The sequence below is a fragment of the Ruegeria sp. ABM4_193 genome, from assembly GCF_056158705.1.
Genome location: NZ_JBSWTT010000001.1, coordinates 2010034 through 2025724, shown reverse-complemented (window position 1 = coordinate 2025724; position 15691 = coordinate 2010034). Strand labels below are relative to the sequence as shown.

Below are 15691 nucleotides of genomic sequence, written 5' to 3'. Positions count from 1 at the left end.
GCTGTGTCGTTTGCTTTTCTGAACGGTTTTTTCCATGCGCGCGGCCCAAACGCCCCCTCATCTGATCACGCTGATCTTTGCCACTGCGTTGTCGGTGTTGTCGCTGAACATGTTCCTGCCGTCGCTGGCCCATATGAGCGAAGATTTCGGCGTAGATTACGGCCTGATGAACCTGTCGGTTGCCGGTTATCTGGCGGTTTCAGCCGTGCTGCAACTGATCATGGGGCCGCTGTCTGATCGCTTCGGGCGCAGGCCGATCCTGTTGATGTGCATGACGATCTTCGTCGTCGCCTCAATCGGTTGCACACTGGCCGAGTCGATCTGGGTGTTTCTGGGTTTCCGTCTTTTGCAGGCCGCAGTGGTGGCCGGGTCGGTTCTGTCCAGCGCATCGATCAGAGACCGGTATCCACCGAACGAGGCGGCCAGCAAACTGGGGTATGTAGCGATGGCCATGGCTTTGGCGCCGATGCTTGGGCCGATGCTGGGCGGCGGGCTGGATATGCTCTTTGGCTGGCGCTCGGGGTTTGTGCTTTACACTATGCTGGGGGCAGGGCTGTTGGTTTTGCTTTGGTTTGACATGGGCGAGACCAACATGAACCGCTCGTCCACCTTTTCAGCCCAACTGCGCGAATACCCGGATCTGTTTCGCGCCCGCAGGTTCTGGGGTTACGCCCTGTGCGCGTCGTTTTCGATTGGCGGGTTCTACAGCTTCATCACCGGCGCGCCACTGGTCGCCGCCGCTTGGTTCGATCTGAGCCCTGCGATGTTGGGCCTTGGCATAGGGATTATTACCGGCGGGTTCATGGTGGGTAACTTCGTCACTGGCCGGATCGCCGCGCGGACACGTCTGACCACGATGATCCTGATCGGACGGATTGTGGCCTCGACCGGGCCATTCCTCGGATTGCTGCTGTTTCTTGCTGGCCTTGGGTCGGTTTGGGTGTTCTTCGGCTCGGCCATATGTGTGGGGTTCGGCAACGGGTTGACCAACGCCAATGCCGCGGCAGGCGTCATGTCCGTGCGCCCCAGGCTGGCAGGCAGCGCAGCAGGGTTGTCTGGTGCGATGGTGGTGGCGCTGGGTGCAATCCTGACCTCGATGACGGGTGCATTTGTCAGCCCCGAAAATGGGCCGTTTCTGGTTCTGGGCATGATGTGGGCATGCAGCTTTGCCGGGTTGCTTGCAGTGCTGTATGTTCGCCATCTGGACCGGATCGACCCGTTGCCGGACACATTCTGAACGCCAAAGCGGCGAATGGGCTATCATAACACTTTTCATAAGCCAAAGACCGTGATACGCGGCGCGCGATGGATTTCGGCGCGGGCCCCGCGCCACATTGTAAGGAGAGGCCGACATGGCACTGGAACGCACATTCTCGATCATCAAACCCGATGCAACCCGCCGCAACCTGACTGGCAAAATCAACGCCAAGTTCGAAGAGGCCGGCCTGCGCATCGTCGCGCAAAAGCGCATCCACATGACCAAAGAGCAAGCTGGCAAGTTCTACGAAGTGCACGCCGAGCGTCCGTTCTATGACGAACTGTGCGAATTCATGTCGTCGGCTCCGGTTGTTGTTCAGGTTCTGGAAGGCGAAGGCGCCATTGCAAAGAACCGCGAAGTCATGGGTGCAACCAACCCTGCAGACGCGGCGGCTGGCACCATCCGCGCCGAGTTTGCCGAGTCGGTTGGCGAAAACTCGGTCCACGGTTCGGACGCACCTGAAACCGCAGCGGTAGAGATCGCGTACTTCTTCTCGGGCATCGAACTGGTCGGCTAAGCCACCGCTTCTGCCAACGTATTGGGCCGCTCCGCTTGGGGCGGCCTTTTTTGTTCAGACTTGCTTTAGATCTTGTGGTGCAACGCGCACGCCAATGGCATCCAGATCGGCGATCATCTTATTTTCCGGCGCGGCACTGTTGCCTGCTTTTATCGCGTCAAAGCGCTGCCGTAGGGCTTTCTTTTCTTCGCCCTTGCAGTCGTTCCATGGACGGCCCTGCAACCCCATCACCAGAACGTAGTAGCCGATAAAATGGGCCTTGGTTCCGGCGCGTAAAAGGCGGGCATAAGCCTCGTCTGGCCCCAGCTCTCGCAATTCTTCCGCCGAATGAATACCTGCACGGGCGCAGGCTTGTTCGAAAGCCGGGCCAAGGTTTCGGATCGATGAAACAGGGTCGCTCATTCGTTCGTTTTACGTTCATCCCTCAGCCCTGTCACCCGAGGATTACGTTTGGTCAAAACGGAATGTCTTGATGTTTTCTCAAGCTTGCGTTTGCATGAGGCGAGGCTTTCGCGGAGGGTCGAGTGTTTGAACACAAAAAGACCAAGGAAGGATCGGCAGAAGGGGGAATGACTGTGCCTCCTGAAGCCCTGTTCTTTCTGTCCTCGCTGATGGACACGAAAGCTCTTGAAGCTTCTTTGACGGGTTTAACTTTGGTGATTGAGCCAAAAGGCACAAGCAAGCCTTTTTCGCTGTTGGATTGCCATGATCAGACCCAGCGCGCAGCGGGTCGAGTGCTGATCGAAAGCGGTGCGGCATTGCACTTGCTACAAAAAGGCCAACGCCCGTTGTCCCAGAACGGCATGGGTAATGGGCGATTTGTTCAGCACCTGCCTGACGGTGAAGTGCGGGCAGCGTTGCAGGATTTTCCAAAGCTCAGGGCCCTGATGCAGATCGGGGTTGGTAAGCTGGAAGAGAAGTCTTTTGTCGTGCTGGATGAGCTGCAAAAGACCCAGGTCAGAGGGGTGATCTGGTCTATGAGGTCAACCTCGGGGCGGGCTACGGTTGTTCGATTGCACGGATTGCGCGGTTACGAGCGTGCCTATGAAAAGGTCTGTTCTTCAATCGTTGAACTGCCGGGCTGCGCACAGGACGTTGAAGCGTTGTATGCGGGTCTGTTTCCGGGCTTGGTGACCTACCGGGCCAAGCCCGAGATCGCGCTTGGGAAAACGGAACCTTCGCTCGAAGTGGCGACAGATATTATCCACACCTATCTGAAGGTTGCCCGGCAAAACGAAGAGGGCATAGTCGCCGATATTGATACAGAGTTTCTGCACGATTACCGTGTGTCGTTGCGTAAAATCCGGTCTGTGGTCAGCCTGTTCAAAGGGGTGTTTTCCGAAGATCAGACCGCCGATCTGAAACGCGTTTTTTCGGACCTTATGGCACCAACCGGGCGGCTGCGCGATCTGGATGTATATCTTTTGGAAAAAGATATGTATTTCAGCCTTATACCGGCCAATCTACATTTGGGCTTGCGGGCGATGTTTGACCAGTTTCAGAAAGAGCGCAAACAGGAATTGTCGCGCTTGTCTCGCAGATTGCGCAGCCGTGACTACGACGCCTCGATGAACCGGCTGATCGAAAAGTTTGACGGCACCGCCCATTTGCAACCCGGGCCAAATTCGGACCGGGGCGCTTATGATTATGCCTGTGCGCTGATCTGGAAACGCTATCGCAAGGTATGCAAAATCGCGCGCAATATTACTGATGACACTCCAGATGAGACGGTCCACGACCTGCGTATCGACTGTAAAAAACTGCGCTATTTGATGGAGTTCTTTGCCCCGCTCTTTGACGCAAAGGCATTCAAAAAAATCCTCAAGCCTCTGAAAAAGCTGCAAGATAACCTGGGCCTGTTCAATGATTATTCCGTGCAACAAGAGGCGTTGCTGACATTTGTCTCGCAGCAAAGCAACGCGCAGGGTCGCGTGGATGCACAGATCGGTTTAGCCGTGGGAGGGTTGATTTCTGTGCTGGATCAACGCCAAAAATTCGAGCGCAGCCGTGTCATTACCAGTTTCCAGCACTTTGACAGCCCTGAAACCCAGCATCTGTTCCGCAGTTTGTTTCACCAGAATGAGGAGTAAGGGATGAAGATCATTGCCTGCTACAGCAACAAGGGCGGCGTCGGCAAAACCGCAACCTCGGTGAATCTGGCATATGCCTATGCGCAGGCGGGGAAGCAGGTTTTGCTGTGTGATCTCGACCCTCAGGGCGCGTCGGGTTTTTATTTTCGCGTGAAGCCATCGAAGAAACTGACGGATGCGCGGTTTTTTGAGGATGTGGATCGGTTTACCAAGGCAATCCGTGCCAGCGATTTTGAAGGTTTGGACGTGCTGCCTGCAAACCTGACTTTCCGTGATTTCGATGTCTTCCTGTCCCGGATGCGGAACAAGCGCTCGCGCCTGAAAAAGGCACTGGTTTCGGCTGGCAGTGACTATGACGTGATCATTCTGGATTGCCCGCCGAACTTTTCGACCCTGTCCGAAAACATCTTCAAGGCGGCGGACGAAATCGTCGTGCCGGTTATTCCCACAACGCTGTCTGAACGCACATTCGACCAGTTGGTAAGCTTTTTTGATGAACACAGGCTGCGAAAGAAAAAGCTGAGGGCGTTCTTTTCGATGGTCCAGCAGCGGAAGGTGCTACATCAGGAAACGATGGTATCGATGCGCAAGCTGTATCCTAAACGGTTTTTGCAGACGACGGTGCCTTTTGCGGCGGACATCGAAAAGATGGGTCAGCACCGCGCCCCGGTCAGCACCTATGCCGGGCGCAGCGTGGCCTGTGCATCCTACCGGGCGTTGTTCGAGGAATTGGAAAACGGAGTGGTTTCAACCCAATGAGCAAGGAAATCGAACGCAAGTTTCTGGTGGCTACCTTGCCGGACCTGAGTAGTACGCAGAAAGCCGTTGTGCGACAGGGATACTTGACGGCGCCTGATGACTCGACCGAATTGCGGTTGAGGCAGAAGAACGATGCTTTTTTTCTGACTTTGAAAGGTGGCGGTGGCTTGGTCCGTGTTGAGCGTGAGGCACAGATTACGGACGAACAGTTTGAAACGTTCTGGCCCGAAACCGAAGGTCGCCGTGTCGAGAAAGAGCGGTACACCGGACAATTGCCGGATGGGCTCATGTTCGAGCTGGATATCTTTTCGGGCGATCTGGCGTCTTTGCGTCTGGTTGAAGTGGAATTCGACTCGGAAGAAGATGCCGCGGCTTTTGTCCTACCGGATTGGTTCGGGGCGGATGTGACAGAAGACAAACGCTATAAAAACAAGACAATGGCGACAGAAGGTATCCCTGTTTAGGGGTTCTGGGCCAGATAGATAGTCGCCTGTAGCCCAGGATAACAGTTTTGGGCTGCAAACCTGCCGCCATGCATATGCGAAATCGCCGCGACCAATGCCAGTCCCAGCCCGGCGTTGCGCTCCGTCCGTGCAGGGTCAAGAGTTACAAAAGGCAACTGCAGGCGATCCAGTTCTTCGGGTGGGACGCCCGGGCCCTGGTCACGAACATGCAGACAGGCAAAACCGTTTTCGGCATCCAGCGAAATCGTGATGGTCGAATCCGCAGGCGCATATCGCATCGCGTTTTCCAGCAGGTTGGACAGGGCCTGAGACAGAAGCGGGCGGTGCCCTTCGATCGAGGGGGCAGAGCCAGTGACGTCCAGTGAAATACCCTGATCAGCGGCAACAGGGTCGTATAGTTCAACCACATCACCGACCAATTGCTGCAAGTCGATGGTTTCAAACTGTTCGCGCCCAAGCCCGGCTTCGGCGCGCGAAATCTCGGTCAGTTGTGCCAGCACGCGCAGCACGTGGTCTATTTCAGCCGTTGCACGGGCGACATCGACTTCTCGGTCCAGATCGGTTTTGCCCGGTTCTGACAGGGCCTCGACACGCTGGCGCAAGCGCGAGAGCGGAGATCGCAGGTCATGCGCTATGGAATTCGACGTGGTGCGCAGGTTGCTGATCAATTCTTCGATCCGGTCCAGCATGTTGTTCAACGTGCCCGAGACCTGGTCAAATTCGTCGCCGGTTCCGCGCAAAGGCATTCTTTTGGATAGATCGCCAGACACGATGTTTTCGGCCGTGCTGGCTATGTCCGAAAGGCGTGCAAAGACCAGACGCGTGAACAGCCAGCCGGTGATCACGCTCAGCACAAAGGCGATCCCCAGTGCCAATGCGACCGACCTGAACAGGACGCGATCAAACTGCTGACGTGTGGCGGCATCGCGCCCAACCAGCAGACGTTCGCCGCCCGGCAGGCGGATTGAGGCGGCAGAAACCGGGACAAGCTGGTCATTGTCGGCGCGGCGAAGCTCCAGATCGACCCAACCGCTGCCCGCTGCCACATTCACGGGCCAGGATTTCAGATTGCCGACCAGCTTGACGCCCATCCGATCCGTCAAAAGGTAAAGCGCGTCACGTTCAGAAGCGCTTGGCAGGCGACGCTCAATTGCGGTGATCAGCCCAAGCAGACCTCGCCGTTCATATTCATCCGCCAATCCCGTCAACTCGGCAGAGACGACCGAGCGTGTCTCGGATTCAATGCTTCGGTTTGCGGTGACGTACACCACAGCCAGCACCGAAGCAGTCAAAAAGGTGCTGAGAAACATGCTGGTCGCGACCAGCCTTGTTCTGGAATTGTTCAGGGAAAGCCGCAGGTTATCCATCAGACATCATGTAACCCGCACCGCGAACGGTTTCAATCAACGGGGTATCGCCGCCTTCATCCAATTGTCGACGCAGCTTTGAAATATGGACGTCGACAACATTGGTGTTTGGATCGAAATGATAGTCCCAAACGCCTTCCAGCAGCATAGTGCGCGACACCACGCGGTTCTTGCGACGCAGAAAAAACTCCAGGATCTGGAACTCACGTGGGGTGAGCGTAATCTCGTGCCCGTCGCGGGTGACTTTTCGGGTCAACAGATCCATCTCAAGGTCTTTGCAGGTGAGCGTTGGCGTTTCTTCGGATTCCTGCGGACGTCTCAGCAGAGCTTCGATTTGGGCATGTAACTCCTGAAAGGAGAACGGCTTGACCAGATAGTCGTCCGCGCCCGAGCGCAGACCCTTGACCCGTTCGTCCACCGCGCTCATGGCGGTCAGCATCAGAACCGGTGTTTTCAGCCCAGCTGCGCGAAGAGATTTGATCAAGGACAGCCCATCCAAGCCTGGCAGCATCCGGTCCAGTACAATGGCGTCGAACCCTCCATCTGTGGCGTGATACAACCCTTCGCGACCATCTTCTGCGGTTTCAACCACGTAGCCTTCTTCGCCGAAGCCTTTGGCGATGAAGTCCCTAGTGTCAGCGTCATCTTCCACGATCAACAGACGGCGGCTCATGGTCGGGCTCCTTTCTATCGGGATTTAAACACAATTTTCAGGTGATGCACATTGAATTCGGGGGATCTTGCCGGGTGCTGGGCATGCACCCGGCAAGCCCGGCGGATAGTGGACAACTCTGTTCCGCCGGGTGAGGCGCGCGCCGAAAATCCCCATCAAGCGGCGCGCGCGTGTTCAAGGTTAGGCCAGTTCAACCGCGACGAAGATCTGGCTGCCACCGCGATTGATCAGCACCAACGCCGGATCGGTTTTTTCGCTGTCCAGTGCAGCCTTCAAGGCGTCAGGCGTGATCGTATCCTGGTTGCCAAGTTTGACGATGACGTCACCACGCTGCAGACCGGCCTTTGCGGCTGGGCTGTCCGGTTTCAGGTCTGTGACCACAACGCCTTCGACCGTCTCGGCCACACCGGTCTCGGCGCGTACCGTCTCGGTCAGCGGGGCGACTGTGACGCCCAGCGTCGTGCCTGCAACTTCAGCTTCGACCGGCGCATCGGCCTGAGCAGACGCCGTCTGGTGTTGGCCAACGGTCAAAGTCAGCGTTTCCTCTTTACCGTCACGCAAGACTTTCAAAGTACTGTCAGTACCAACTTTGGTTGTGCCGACCAGAATGGGCAAATCACTGCTGGAATCGACGGCTTCGTCATTGAAGGACAGGATCACATCGCCCTGTTTCAGAACGCCATCCGCTGGGCTGTCGGCAACCACATCAGACACTAGTGCACCGGATGACGCATCGATCCCCAGGGCTGCCGCGAGTTGCGGGCTGACGTTTTGGATCGAAACACCCAGCCAGCCGCGGCTGACCTGGCCATCGTCACGCAAATCGGCGGTGATATGTTCTACGATGTTCGACGTCACGGCAAAGCCCAGGCCCACCGACCCACCGCTGGGTGAATAAATGGCTGAATTCACGCCAATAACCTCACCATCCATGTTGAACAGGGGTCCACCTGAATTGCCCTTGTTGATGGCCGCGTCCGTCTGAATGAACTCTGCGTAGGGGCCTTCTGAAATGTTGCGACCCTTTGCCGAGACGATACCGGTGGTTACGGTTGAACTCAGACCAAACGGGTTACCGATGGCCACAACATCTTCGCCGACGCGGATGACATCGCTGTCGCCCATCTCAACGGCCTGAAGTGCGGTGTCTGCATCGATTTTCAAAACGGCGATGTCGGTCAGTGGGTCTGTTCCGATCACTTCGGCCTCAAAGGTGCGGTCATCGTTCAGCCGCACGGTCACGGTTGAAGCGTTTTCCACGACATGGTGATTAGTGACAATGTATCCCGCTTCATCCAGAACAAAGCCCGAGCCCAAACCCTGTGCTGGACCTTGCTGGGGGGCGTTGAAGCCTTCGGGCGCGCCAAAGCGTTTGAAGAATTCGCCAAACGGATGCCCGTCGAAGTCAAAGTTTTGCCCGGGTGTCGCACCGGGTACGATTTCTTGTTCCGCGATGATGGTCACCACCGAAGGTGAAACGGTTTCGACCAGATCTGCCAATGCCTCGTCCGCCATGGATGGAATGGCAGTTGTTGCCAGCATGGCTGCGCCCAAGGCACTGATGCCCATCCAGTTGGAGGTCCGGGGAAGTAATAGCGATGATTTGCGGATGCTCATTTCTGTCTCCTGTATGTGTCGCGCAGGTGCGACTGCGCGTTGAAACAAGAGATGGACCGGCAGGATTGGTCTTTCCTTAGGGATATGTGAAGAAATCTTAATTTTGCCACAAACCCAGTGTTCTGTGACGGCCGACGTCAGTACGGGATTCGCTAAAATTACCGGGTTGTCGGCGTGCGAATCGGAGGATTGTTGCTGAAATCGACGTCAAACTTTCAAAAGCATTGAATTATTTTTGTTTTGTTGACAATGATCCGTCGACAGGATGGGAAAAAATACAGCTCCCTCAATGGTTGTGCTCAGGTTGGCGTTTGGCTGGACTTGACGTGAAAACTTTGACGTGAGCGAGGTGTAAGCACGAATAAGTTTGTGCATAACCTCGAATCGTTACCGCGTGTACAATCTTTCGATCCCCTATAGGTTGATTGACCCGTGGGGCGTTGTTGCTCAAAAACCATTCAAAGTTGAGCTAAGTTAACCATACCTTCCAATTTTACGTTGTTTCGCGTGTTCAGATCAGTGAGGATGAACATGCCCAAGTAAGGGGGAGCCAAAAGCGCTAGGGGGCGCTGCTGGTTCACTCAGTCACCGAGAGTTTTAGCGGCGTGTTAACGAGGGGGTCTTGTTTAGGTTTGGCTGCTATGTAGTCGGGTTGTCGTGAAGGCAAGCTGACCAGGCTTTTGGGATTGAGAAAAGTGGTAGTCCTGTTTTGGGCACCGGCCCGGTCTTCAAGACCGGGCCGTGTTTATTTTAGGCGCCGATTTTTGAGCCAAGCGTTCCAGTCATCGGGCGTATCCAGGTCCAGCAGAGCATTTCGGTCTGGCAAGCGGTGCAGATGTACTTTGCCTTGATGAGCTCGCACCACTTGTTGAGCACCGTCATCGCCCTGCAAATCTGAGAGTTGGCGAAAAAGGCTTCGGTCAAAGATCACCGGATGACCGGGTTTGCCCTGCGCAGTGGCACCGCGCCAAACAAGGTTGTCGGGGTGGGTTTTGCGTGCGTTCACAACCGCAGCCAAATCGGCACTGGAAAGATCCGGCAGATCGGCCAATAAGACCATCACTGCCGGGGCGTCAGGCGAAACCCGTCGCATCGCAGCGCGCAGGCTTGCATTCATGCCTTCTGCGGCGTCGGGAACAGGTACTGTTTGAACATCCAAACCACTCAGCGCGTCATATCTGGAGTGTGGTTTTGGGGGCAGGGCAGCAAGCACGGGGCCGACAGCCTGCGCGCTGCGCGCTGATCGCGTCAACAAGGGGACCCCGTCAATCATTTGCATCAACTTGTCCACGCCGCCCATGCGGCTGGATTGACCGGCGGCCAGCAGGATGATGGGAATCTCAGTCATGCCGTCACAATGCCGCCGGTCAACCGGAGTGTCATCCCCTCATGCGTGCACCGTCCGGGTCAAACAAAGGCGTTGAGAGAACTTTTGCCTTGCACATCTGCCCAAGGATTTCGATTTCGACCTCTAATCCATCGGATACGCGGCCAGAAGGTAAGAAACCCATCGCAATGGATTTCTGTGCGAAGTGAGAGTACCCGCCCGATGTACAGAAACCGACCACAGTACCGTCCAGCCAAATCGGCTCATAAGCATTCACGTCTGCGTCGTCTGCATCGACTTCGAAGGCGACCATTGTGCGGGCGGTTCCGTCAGCACGTTCTGCCTCGGCAACGGCGCGGCCGATAAAGTCGCTGTTCTTTCGGAATGAGATAAAGCGGTCCAGCCCAGTTTCCGCAGCGGTGTAGTCGGGCGAGAATTCTCGCATCCACGAGCCGAAAAACTTGTCCAGCCTCAGGCTCATCATTGCACGCATCCCAAAAGGCACCATGTCATGCGCTTGCCCGGCTTCCCACAAGGTCCACCAGAGTTGCCGCTGGGCCATAGGATCGCAGTAGATCTCGTACCCAAGATCGCCGGTATAGCTCACCCGCTGAACGATGCATTCGGTCATGCCAACGGTCATGCGGCGAACATCAAGAAACCTGAAATCACTCAGGTCATCTCGGGTGCAGGCGGCCAGAACCTGCGTTGCCTTGGGACCGGCGATCTGAAACCCGTTCAAGCGGTCGCTGATGTTCTCGATGGAAACGCCATCCTGCGCATTTTGCAGGAACCAGCGCATGTGGAACGCCTGGCTGCCATAGGAGGCCGTCAACTGAAACTCGGTTTCGCTCAGGCACGACACGGTGAAATCGCCGATCAGTTTACCTTTAGGCGACAGCATCGGTGTCAGGGACAGGCGACCGGGTTTTGGCATACGTCCAGCCATGATCCGGTCCAGCCAATCCCGGGCCGCTGGTCCTGTGATCCGGTATTTGCCGAAGTTATGGACCTCGTTGATGCCAACGTTCTCACGCACGGCACGCACTTCGCGTCCCGTCGCCTCGAAGGCGTCTGAACGACGGAATGAAGGCGTTTCGTAACCCGGCTCATCCCCTTGGGCAAAGTAGTTGGCGACCTCGAGCCCAAATTGCTGGCCCCAGACTGCGCCCAGATCGCTGAAGATGTCGTACATCGGCGTCGTTCGGTTCGGGCGCGCAGCTGGCAGTTCCTCGTTCGGGTAGGCGACGCTGAAGCGTTTCTGATAGTTCTCGATGACTTTGGGGCGGGTATAACCGGGGCTGATCCAGTCGCCGAACCGGGCCACGTCCATGGCAAAAACGTCGCGTTCTGGCTCTCCCTCGATCATCCATTGCGCCAGCGTCAGGCCGACACCGCCACCCTGGCTGAAGCCCGCCATGACTCCGCAGGCAGACCAGTAGTTGCGTATGCCTGGAACAGGCCCGACCAGCGGATTTCCGTCGGGCGCGAAAGTGAATGGTCCGTGGATCACCGATTTCACGCCAGCCTCGGCCAGAACCGGGAAACGTTTGTAGGCAAACTCGATACTGTCGGTGATTTTGTCATAGTCATCAGGCAACAGTTCGTGACCAAACTCCCACGGCGTGCCGTCCACGGCCCAGGGTTTGCAAGGCTGCTCGTAGAACCCGATGCAAAGCCCACGTCCTTCTTGTCTAAGGTAGCTTTCGCCAGCCGGGTCCATCACATGAGGATGCTCGCCACCCGCATCAATGATCGCTTCGATCTGCGGGATCGAATCCGTGACCAGATACTGGTGCTCCATCGGGTGCAGAGGGAAGTAGACACCGGCCATCGCGCCCACTTCACGCGCCCATAGGCCTCCTGCGTTGACCACATGCTCGGCGTGAATGGTGCCCTTGTCGGTGACCACATCCCAAGTACCATCGGGACGTTGGTTGGTTTCGCGTACCATGCAATGGGTTTCGATTGTTGCCCCGCCCATGCGAGCGGCCTTGGCATAGGCATGAGTGGTGCCCGACGGATCCAGATGCCCGTCCAGAGGATCATACAGCGCGCCGATGATGCCATCGGTATTGGTGATAGGCGCGATCTTCTTGATCTCGTCCGGTCCGACGATTTCCGTCTCAAGCCCCATGAAACGGTGTTTGGCGCGTTCTGCCAACAGCATGTCGAAGCGGTCCTGATTGTCGGCCAGCGTCACGCCGCCCACATGGTGCAGGCCGCAGGACATGCCAGTGATCTCTTCCAGTTCCTTATACAGCCGGATGGTATAGCCCTGAAGCGCGGCCATGTTGGTGTCGCCGTTCAGCGTGTGAAACCCGCCCGCCGCATGCCAGGTCGACCCGCTGGTCAGTTCAGAGCGTTCCAGCAGCATGACATCTGACCAACCCAGTTTGGTCAGGTGATACAGAACGGAACAGCCGACGACACCGCCGCCGATGACCACCACGCGGGTTTGCAATTTCATAGGGACCTCCGATTGATTTCCGCCAGTGTGCGCAGCGCGCCCTTGGGCGCAATGCCAAATGCGACAAAACTTGTCGTGGAAGTCATTTGCGGGGCGGGATAGACGCGCCAGAGGTCGGTCACGCGCCTGTTACAGAATCAATCTATGCGCCGCGCGACTGCACCTTCATGAGACACTCAGATAGGAAATGAAATGAGTAAATTCGATCTCAACCCCCAAGCGCTGAGCCGCCGGGAATTCATGGCGAAATCCGCGGCCCTGGGCCTGAGCGCAGCTGTGGCCAGCACGATCTGGGCCGAAGCGGGTCTTGCGGACACGCCAAAGAAAGGGGGACATTTTGTTCTGGGATTGAAAGGGGGCGAAAGCACCAACACGCTGGATCCTGCCCTGTCGGCGTCGCATGTGACCGCCAAGGCGTTGCGAGCGTTTGGCAACACGCTGACCGTTGTCACCGCAGAGGGCGGCATTGCCCCAAGCATCGCAGAAAGCTGGGAAGCAACAGAGGATGGCAAGGTCTGGACCTTCCGTATCCGCAAAGGCGTAGAGTTCCACAACGGCAAAACCCTGACGCCAGAGGATGTTCAACTGACGTTGGCACGCCACTCGAACGACGACGCTCAATCCGGTGCGCTGGGGATCATGCGCGGGATCGAGGATATTCGGGTCGATGGCGACAACGTGGTGATCACCCTGACCACTCCGAATGCTGACCTGCCTTATCTGATGTCGGATTATCACCTGATCATGCAGCCGGGCGGCGGCATGGACAACCCGGCAGACGGGATTTCGACCGGGGCCTATAAGGTGGTCGCGGATGAACCGGGTGTGCGTTACGCATTTGAAAAGTTCGCCAACCACTGGGATGAAAGCGTTGGTCACTTTGACAGCCACGAGATTTTGGTTCTGAACGATGACACCGCCCGCTCTGCTGCTCTGCAAGCGGGGCAGGCGCACGCGATCAACGTCGTTCCGCCACGCACCGCCAAACTGTTTGGTCGCGCACCAGGCGTAACGCTCAACGCATCGTCGGGCCGTGGGCATTACATCTTTGTCATGCATTGCGACACCGCGCCTTTCGACAACAAGGACCTGCGTTTGGCGCTGAAATACGCCATCAACCGCGAGGAACTGGTGGACAAGGTGCTGCGCGGCTATGGATCGGTCGGCAATGATATTCCGATCAACGAAGCCTATCCTCTGTTCGACGATGCGATGGAGCAGCGTGCGTTTGATCTGGCCAAAGCTGCCGAGCATTACAAGGCATCCGGGCATGACGGATCACCCATCGTTCTTCACGTCTCAGACGCGGCATTTGCTGGTGCGATCGACGCCGCGCAGCTGTTTCAGCTGTCAGCGCAAGAGGCGGGCATCCCGCTGGAGATCCAGGGTGAACCGGCAGATGGCTATTGGTCCGAGGTGTGGAACAACAAGCCGTTCTGCGCGTCCTATTGGGGCGGGCGCCCGGTGCAAGACCAGATGTGGTCCGTCGGTTACCTGTCCACAGCAGACTGGAACGATACCCGCTTCAAGAACGAACAGTTCGACGCCCTGCTGCTTAAGGCGCGCGCCGAGTTGGACGAGAGCAAGCGCAAAGAGATCTACGGTCAGATGGCCCGGATCGTCTGGGAAGAGGGTGGTCTGATCAACCCGATGTTCAACCAGTTCATTGATGGGTATTCGGACAAGGTGACAGGTTGGTCCGCGCATGCGAACGGCGACCTGATGGATGGTTACGTCGCCAGCCGGACCTGGTTCGCCTAAGGCTTTGACAACGACCGGTGCCCGGATTTGGGGCACCGGTTTCCGCTAAGGCTTAAAGTGGGCGCACTTTCAGTGCAGTGATGCGATTGCCTTCGCGAGCGGTGACCTCGAACCGGAATCCGTGGAACGAAAACACCTGACCCACGACCGGAATCATCTGTGCCTCGTGTATGACCAAACCCGCAAGTGTGTTGGCTTCTTCATCCGGCAAGGACCAGTCCAGCGCACGGTTGGCGTCGCGGATGGTCATAGCACCTTCCACAACGAACTGACCATCATCTGTACGGGTGACCGGCACCTCTTCTTCGATGTCAAATTCGTCTGCGATTTCGCCTACGATCTCTTCCAGAATATCTTCCAGCGTAATCAGGCCGCGCAAAGATCCGTATTCGTCAACCACCAGTGCAAAATGGCTGTGCATCCGCAGGAATTCACGCATCTGGTCGTCCAGAGTGGTGGTTTCCGGCACGAAATAGGGGTCATTGGCAACTTTACCGATATCAAAGCTGGCCAGGCGGTCAGTGCCGCCATCGCTGCCACCGGCTTGCGCATACATGGCGCGGAACAGGTCTTTGGCGTGCACAACACCCACAATGTTCTCCGGTTCGTCCCGAAAGACGGGCAGGCGCGTATGTGGGCTTTCCAGACATTGCTTCAGGATCGCTTCGGGTGCGGCGTCGGCATCAATCATCTCGATGTTCGAGCGGTGCAACATGATCTCTTCCACCGCGCGGTCACCCAGATCTAGCGCGCCCAGAATTCGGTCGCGGTCTTCCTTTTCGACCACGCCTTCGGAATGGCCAAGTTGCAGGGCTCCGGCGATTTCCTCGCGCACGGCCAGAATGTTGCTGTCGGGATCGATCTGCACCCCAAACAGGCGCAAGACACCGCGAACCAGCAATCGCACAGCGGCAACGATCGGCGAAAACACCGTTACAACCACGCTGATGATTGGTGCAACCGCAGATGCAGCTTTTTCAGAATTGGTGATGGCGTAGGTCTTCGGCAGCACTTCGGCAAAGATCAAAACCAGCAAGGTCATCACCAACGTTGCCAAGGCCACGCCGCTTTCACCAAACAGTCGTGTGAAAAGTGCAGTCGCCAGCGACGCCGCCAGAATGTTGACCAGGTTATTGCCCAGTAGAACCGATCCGATCAGACGCTCGTTGTCATCGGTGATCTCGAGCGCCTTTTTTGCCCCGCGTGATCCTTTGTCGGCCTGCGCCCTGAGTTTTCCGCGAGAAGAGGCCGTAAGCGCTGTTTCCGAGCCAGAAAAGAAGCCGGACAAGACGAGCAAAAGGAGGATAGCACCAGAGGTAAACCAGAAAGTGCTGTCGATCAGAGAAGGTGAGGGTTCCATTGGTCCTTGAGAGTTAGAGTTCTGCATC

At 56.8% G+C, this 15691-nt stretch carries 13 protein-coding genes; 6 read left to right on the top strand and 7 right to left on the bottom strand.

Going from position 1 to position 15691, the window contains the following annotated elements; genetic code table 11:
* Window positions 1-34 precede the first annotated feature (34 nt).
* Both ACXADZ_RS10135 and ndk read left to right on the top strand, forming a co-directional pair.
* The gene (locus ACXADZ_RS10135) at window positions 35-1237 is read left to right on the top strand and encodes a multidrug effflux MFS transporter (protein WP_475195881.1); all 1203 of its coding nucleotides are present in this window, start codon (window positions 35-37) and stop codon (window positions 1235-1237) included.
* 115 nt (window positions 1238-1352) lie between these two features.
* A complete protein-coding gene (gene ndk, locus ACXADZ_RS10130; protein WP_155143779.1) occupies window positions 1353-1775 on the top strand; it encodes a nucleoside-diphosphate kinase in 423 nt (140 codons plus the stop codon).
* A 54-nt stretch (window positions 1776-1829) separates the two neighbouring features.
* On the opposite strand, the gene ACXADZ_RS10125 is transcribed toward ndk, so the two are convergent.
* The gene (locus tag ACXADZ_RS10125) at window positions 1830-2177 is read right to left on the bottom strand and encodes a TfoX/Sxy family protein (RefSeq protein ID WP_171089595.1); all 348 of its coding nucleotides are present in this window, start codon (window positions 2175-2177) and stop codon (window positions 1830-1832) included.
* A gap of 122 nt (window positions 2178-2299) precedes the next feature.
* Here ACXADZ_RS10125 and ACXADZ_RS10120 point away from each other — a divergent pair, with 122 nt between their 5' ends.
* Genes ACXADZ_RS10120 through ACXADZ_RS10110 form a run of 3 tightly spaced genes read left to right on the top strand, consistent with a single transcriptional unit; the run spans window position 2300 to window position 5088 of the window.
* Window positions 2300-3865 carry a CHAD domain-containing protein gene (locus ACXADZ_RS10120; RefSeq protein ID WP_475195877.1) on the top strand — a complete coding sequence of 522 codons (1566 nt, stop codon included), beginning with the start codon at window positions 2300-2302 and terminating at the stop codon, window positions 3863-3865.
* A gap of 3 nt (window positions 3866-3868) precedes the next feature.
* Window positions 3869-4624, top strand: a complete 756-nt coding sequence (locus ACXADZ_RS10115; protein ID WP_475195874.1) for a ParA family protein — start codon at window positions 3869-3871, stop codon at window positions 4622-4624.
* Complete coding sequence (locus ACXADZ_RS10110; protein ID WP_475195870.1) at window positions 4621-5088, top strand: CYTH domain-containing protein; 468 nt, start codon at window positions 4621-4623, stop codon at window positions 5086-5088. Before ACXADZ_RS10115 ends, ACXADZ_RS10110 begins: the two co-directional genes overlap by 4 nt.
* On the opposite strand, the gene ACXADZ_RS10105 is transcribed toward ACXADZ_RS10110, so the two are convergent.
* The 5 genes from ACXADZ_RS10105 to ACXADZ_RS10085 all read right to left on the bottom strand — a co-directional run bounded on the left by ACXADZ_RS10105 (window position 5085) and on the right by ACXADZ_RS10085 (window position 12542).
* Window positions 5085-6455, bottom strand: a complete 1371-nt coding sequence (locus ACXADZ_RS10105; RefSeq protein ID WP_475195868.1) for a sensor histidine kinase — start codon at window positions 6453-6455, stop codon at window positions 5085-5087. The two genes, ACXADZ_RS10110 and ACXADZ_RS10105, sit on opposite strands and share 4 nt — an antisense overlap.
* On the bottom strand, window positions 6448-7128 hold the full coding sequence (locus ACXADZ_RS10100; protein ID WP_475195865.1) for a response regulator transcription factor: 681 nt from the start codon (window positions 7126-7128) through the stop codon (window positions 6448-6450). The genes ACXADZ_RS10105 and ACXADZ_RS10100 overlap by 8 nt, the downstream gene beginning before the upstream one ends.
* Window positions 7129-7308: 180 nt before the next feature.
* A complete protein-coding gene (locus ACXADZ_RS10095) occupies window positions 7309-8745 on the bottom strand; it encodes a DegQ family serine endoprotease (protein ID WP_475195863.1) in 1437 nt (478 codons plus the stop codon).
* 745 nt (window positions 8746-9490) lie between these two features.
* A complete protein-coding gene (locus ACXADZ_RS10090; RefSeq protein WP_475195861.1) occupies window positions 9491-10093 on the bottom strand; it encodes a nucleotidyltransferase family protein in 603 nt (200 codons plus the stop codon).
* 31 nt (window positions 10094-10124) lie between these two features.
* Window positions 10125-12542 (bottom strand): GcvT family protein, encoded by a 2418-nt coding sequence (locus ACXADZ_RS10085; protein ID WP_475195859.1) that lies wholly within the window; start codon window positions 12540-12542, stop codon window positions 10125-10127.
* 192 nt (window positions 12543-12734) lie between these two features.
* On the opposite strand from ACXADZ_RS10085, the gene ACXADZ_RS10080 reads away from it, so the two are divergent.
* A complete protein-coding gene (locus ACXADZ_RS10080) occupies window positions 12735-14303 on the top strand; it encodes an ABC transporter substrate-binding protein (RefSeq protein ID WP_475195857.1) in 1569 nt (522 codons plus the stop codon).
* Window positions 14304-14355: 52 nt separating this feature from the next.
* Here ACXADZ_RS10080 and ACXADZ_RS10075 read toward each other — a convergent pair whose 3' ends face one another.
* Complete coding sequence (locus tag ACXADZ_RS10075; protein WP_171182885.1) at window positions 14356-15663, bottom strand: HlyC/CorC family transporter; 1308 nt, start codon at window positions 15661-15663, stop codon at window positions 14356-14358.
* Between the last annotated feature and the right edge of the window lie 28 nt (window positions 15664-15691).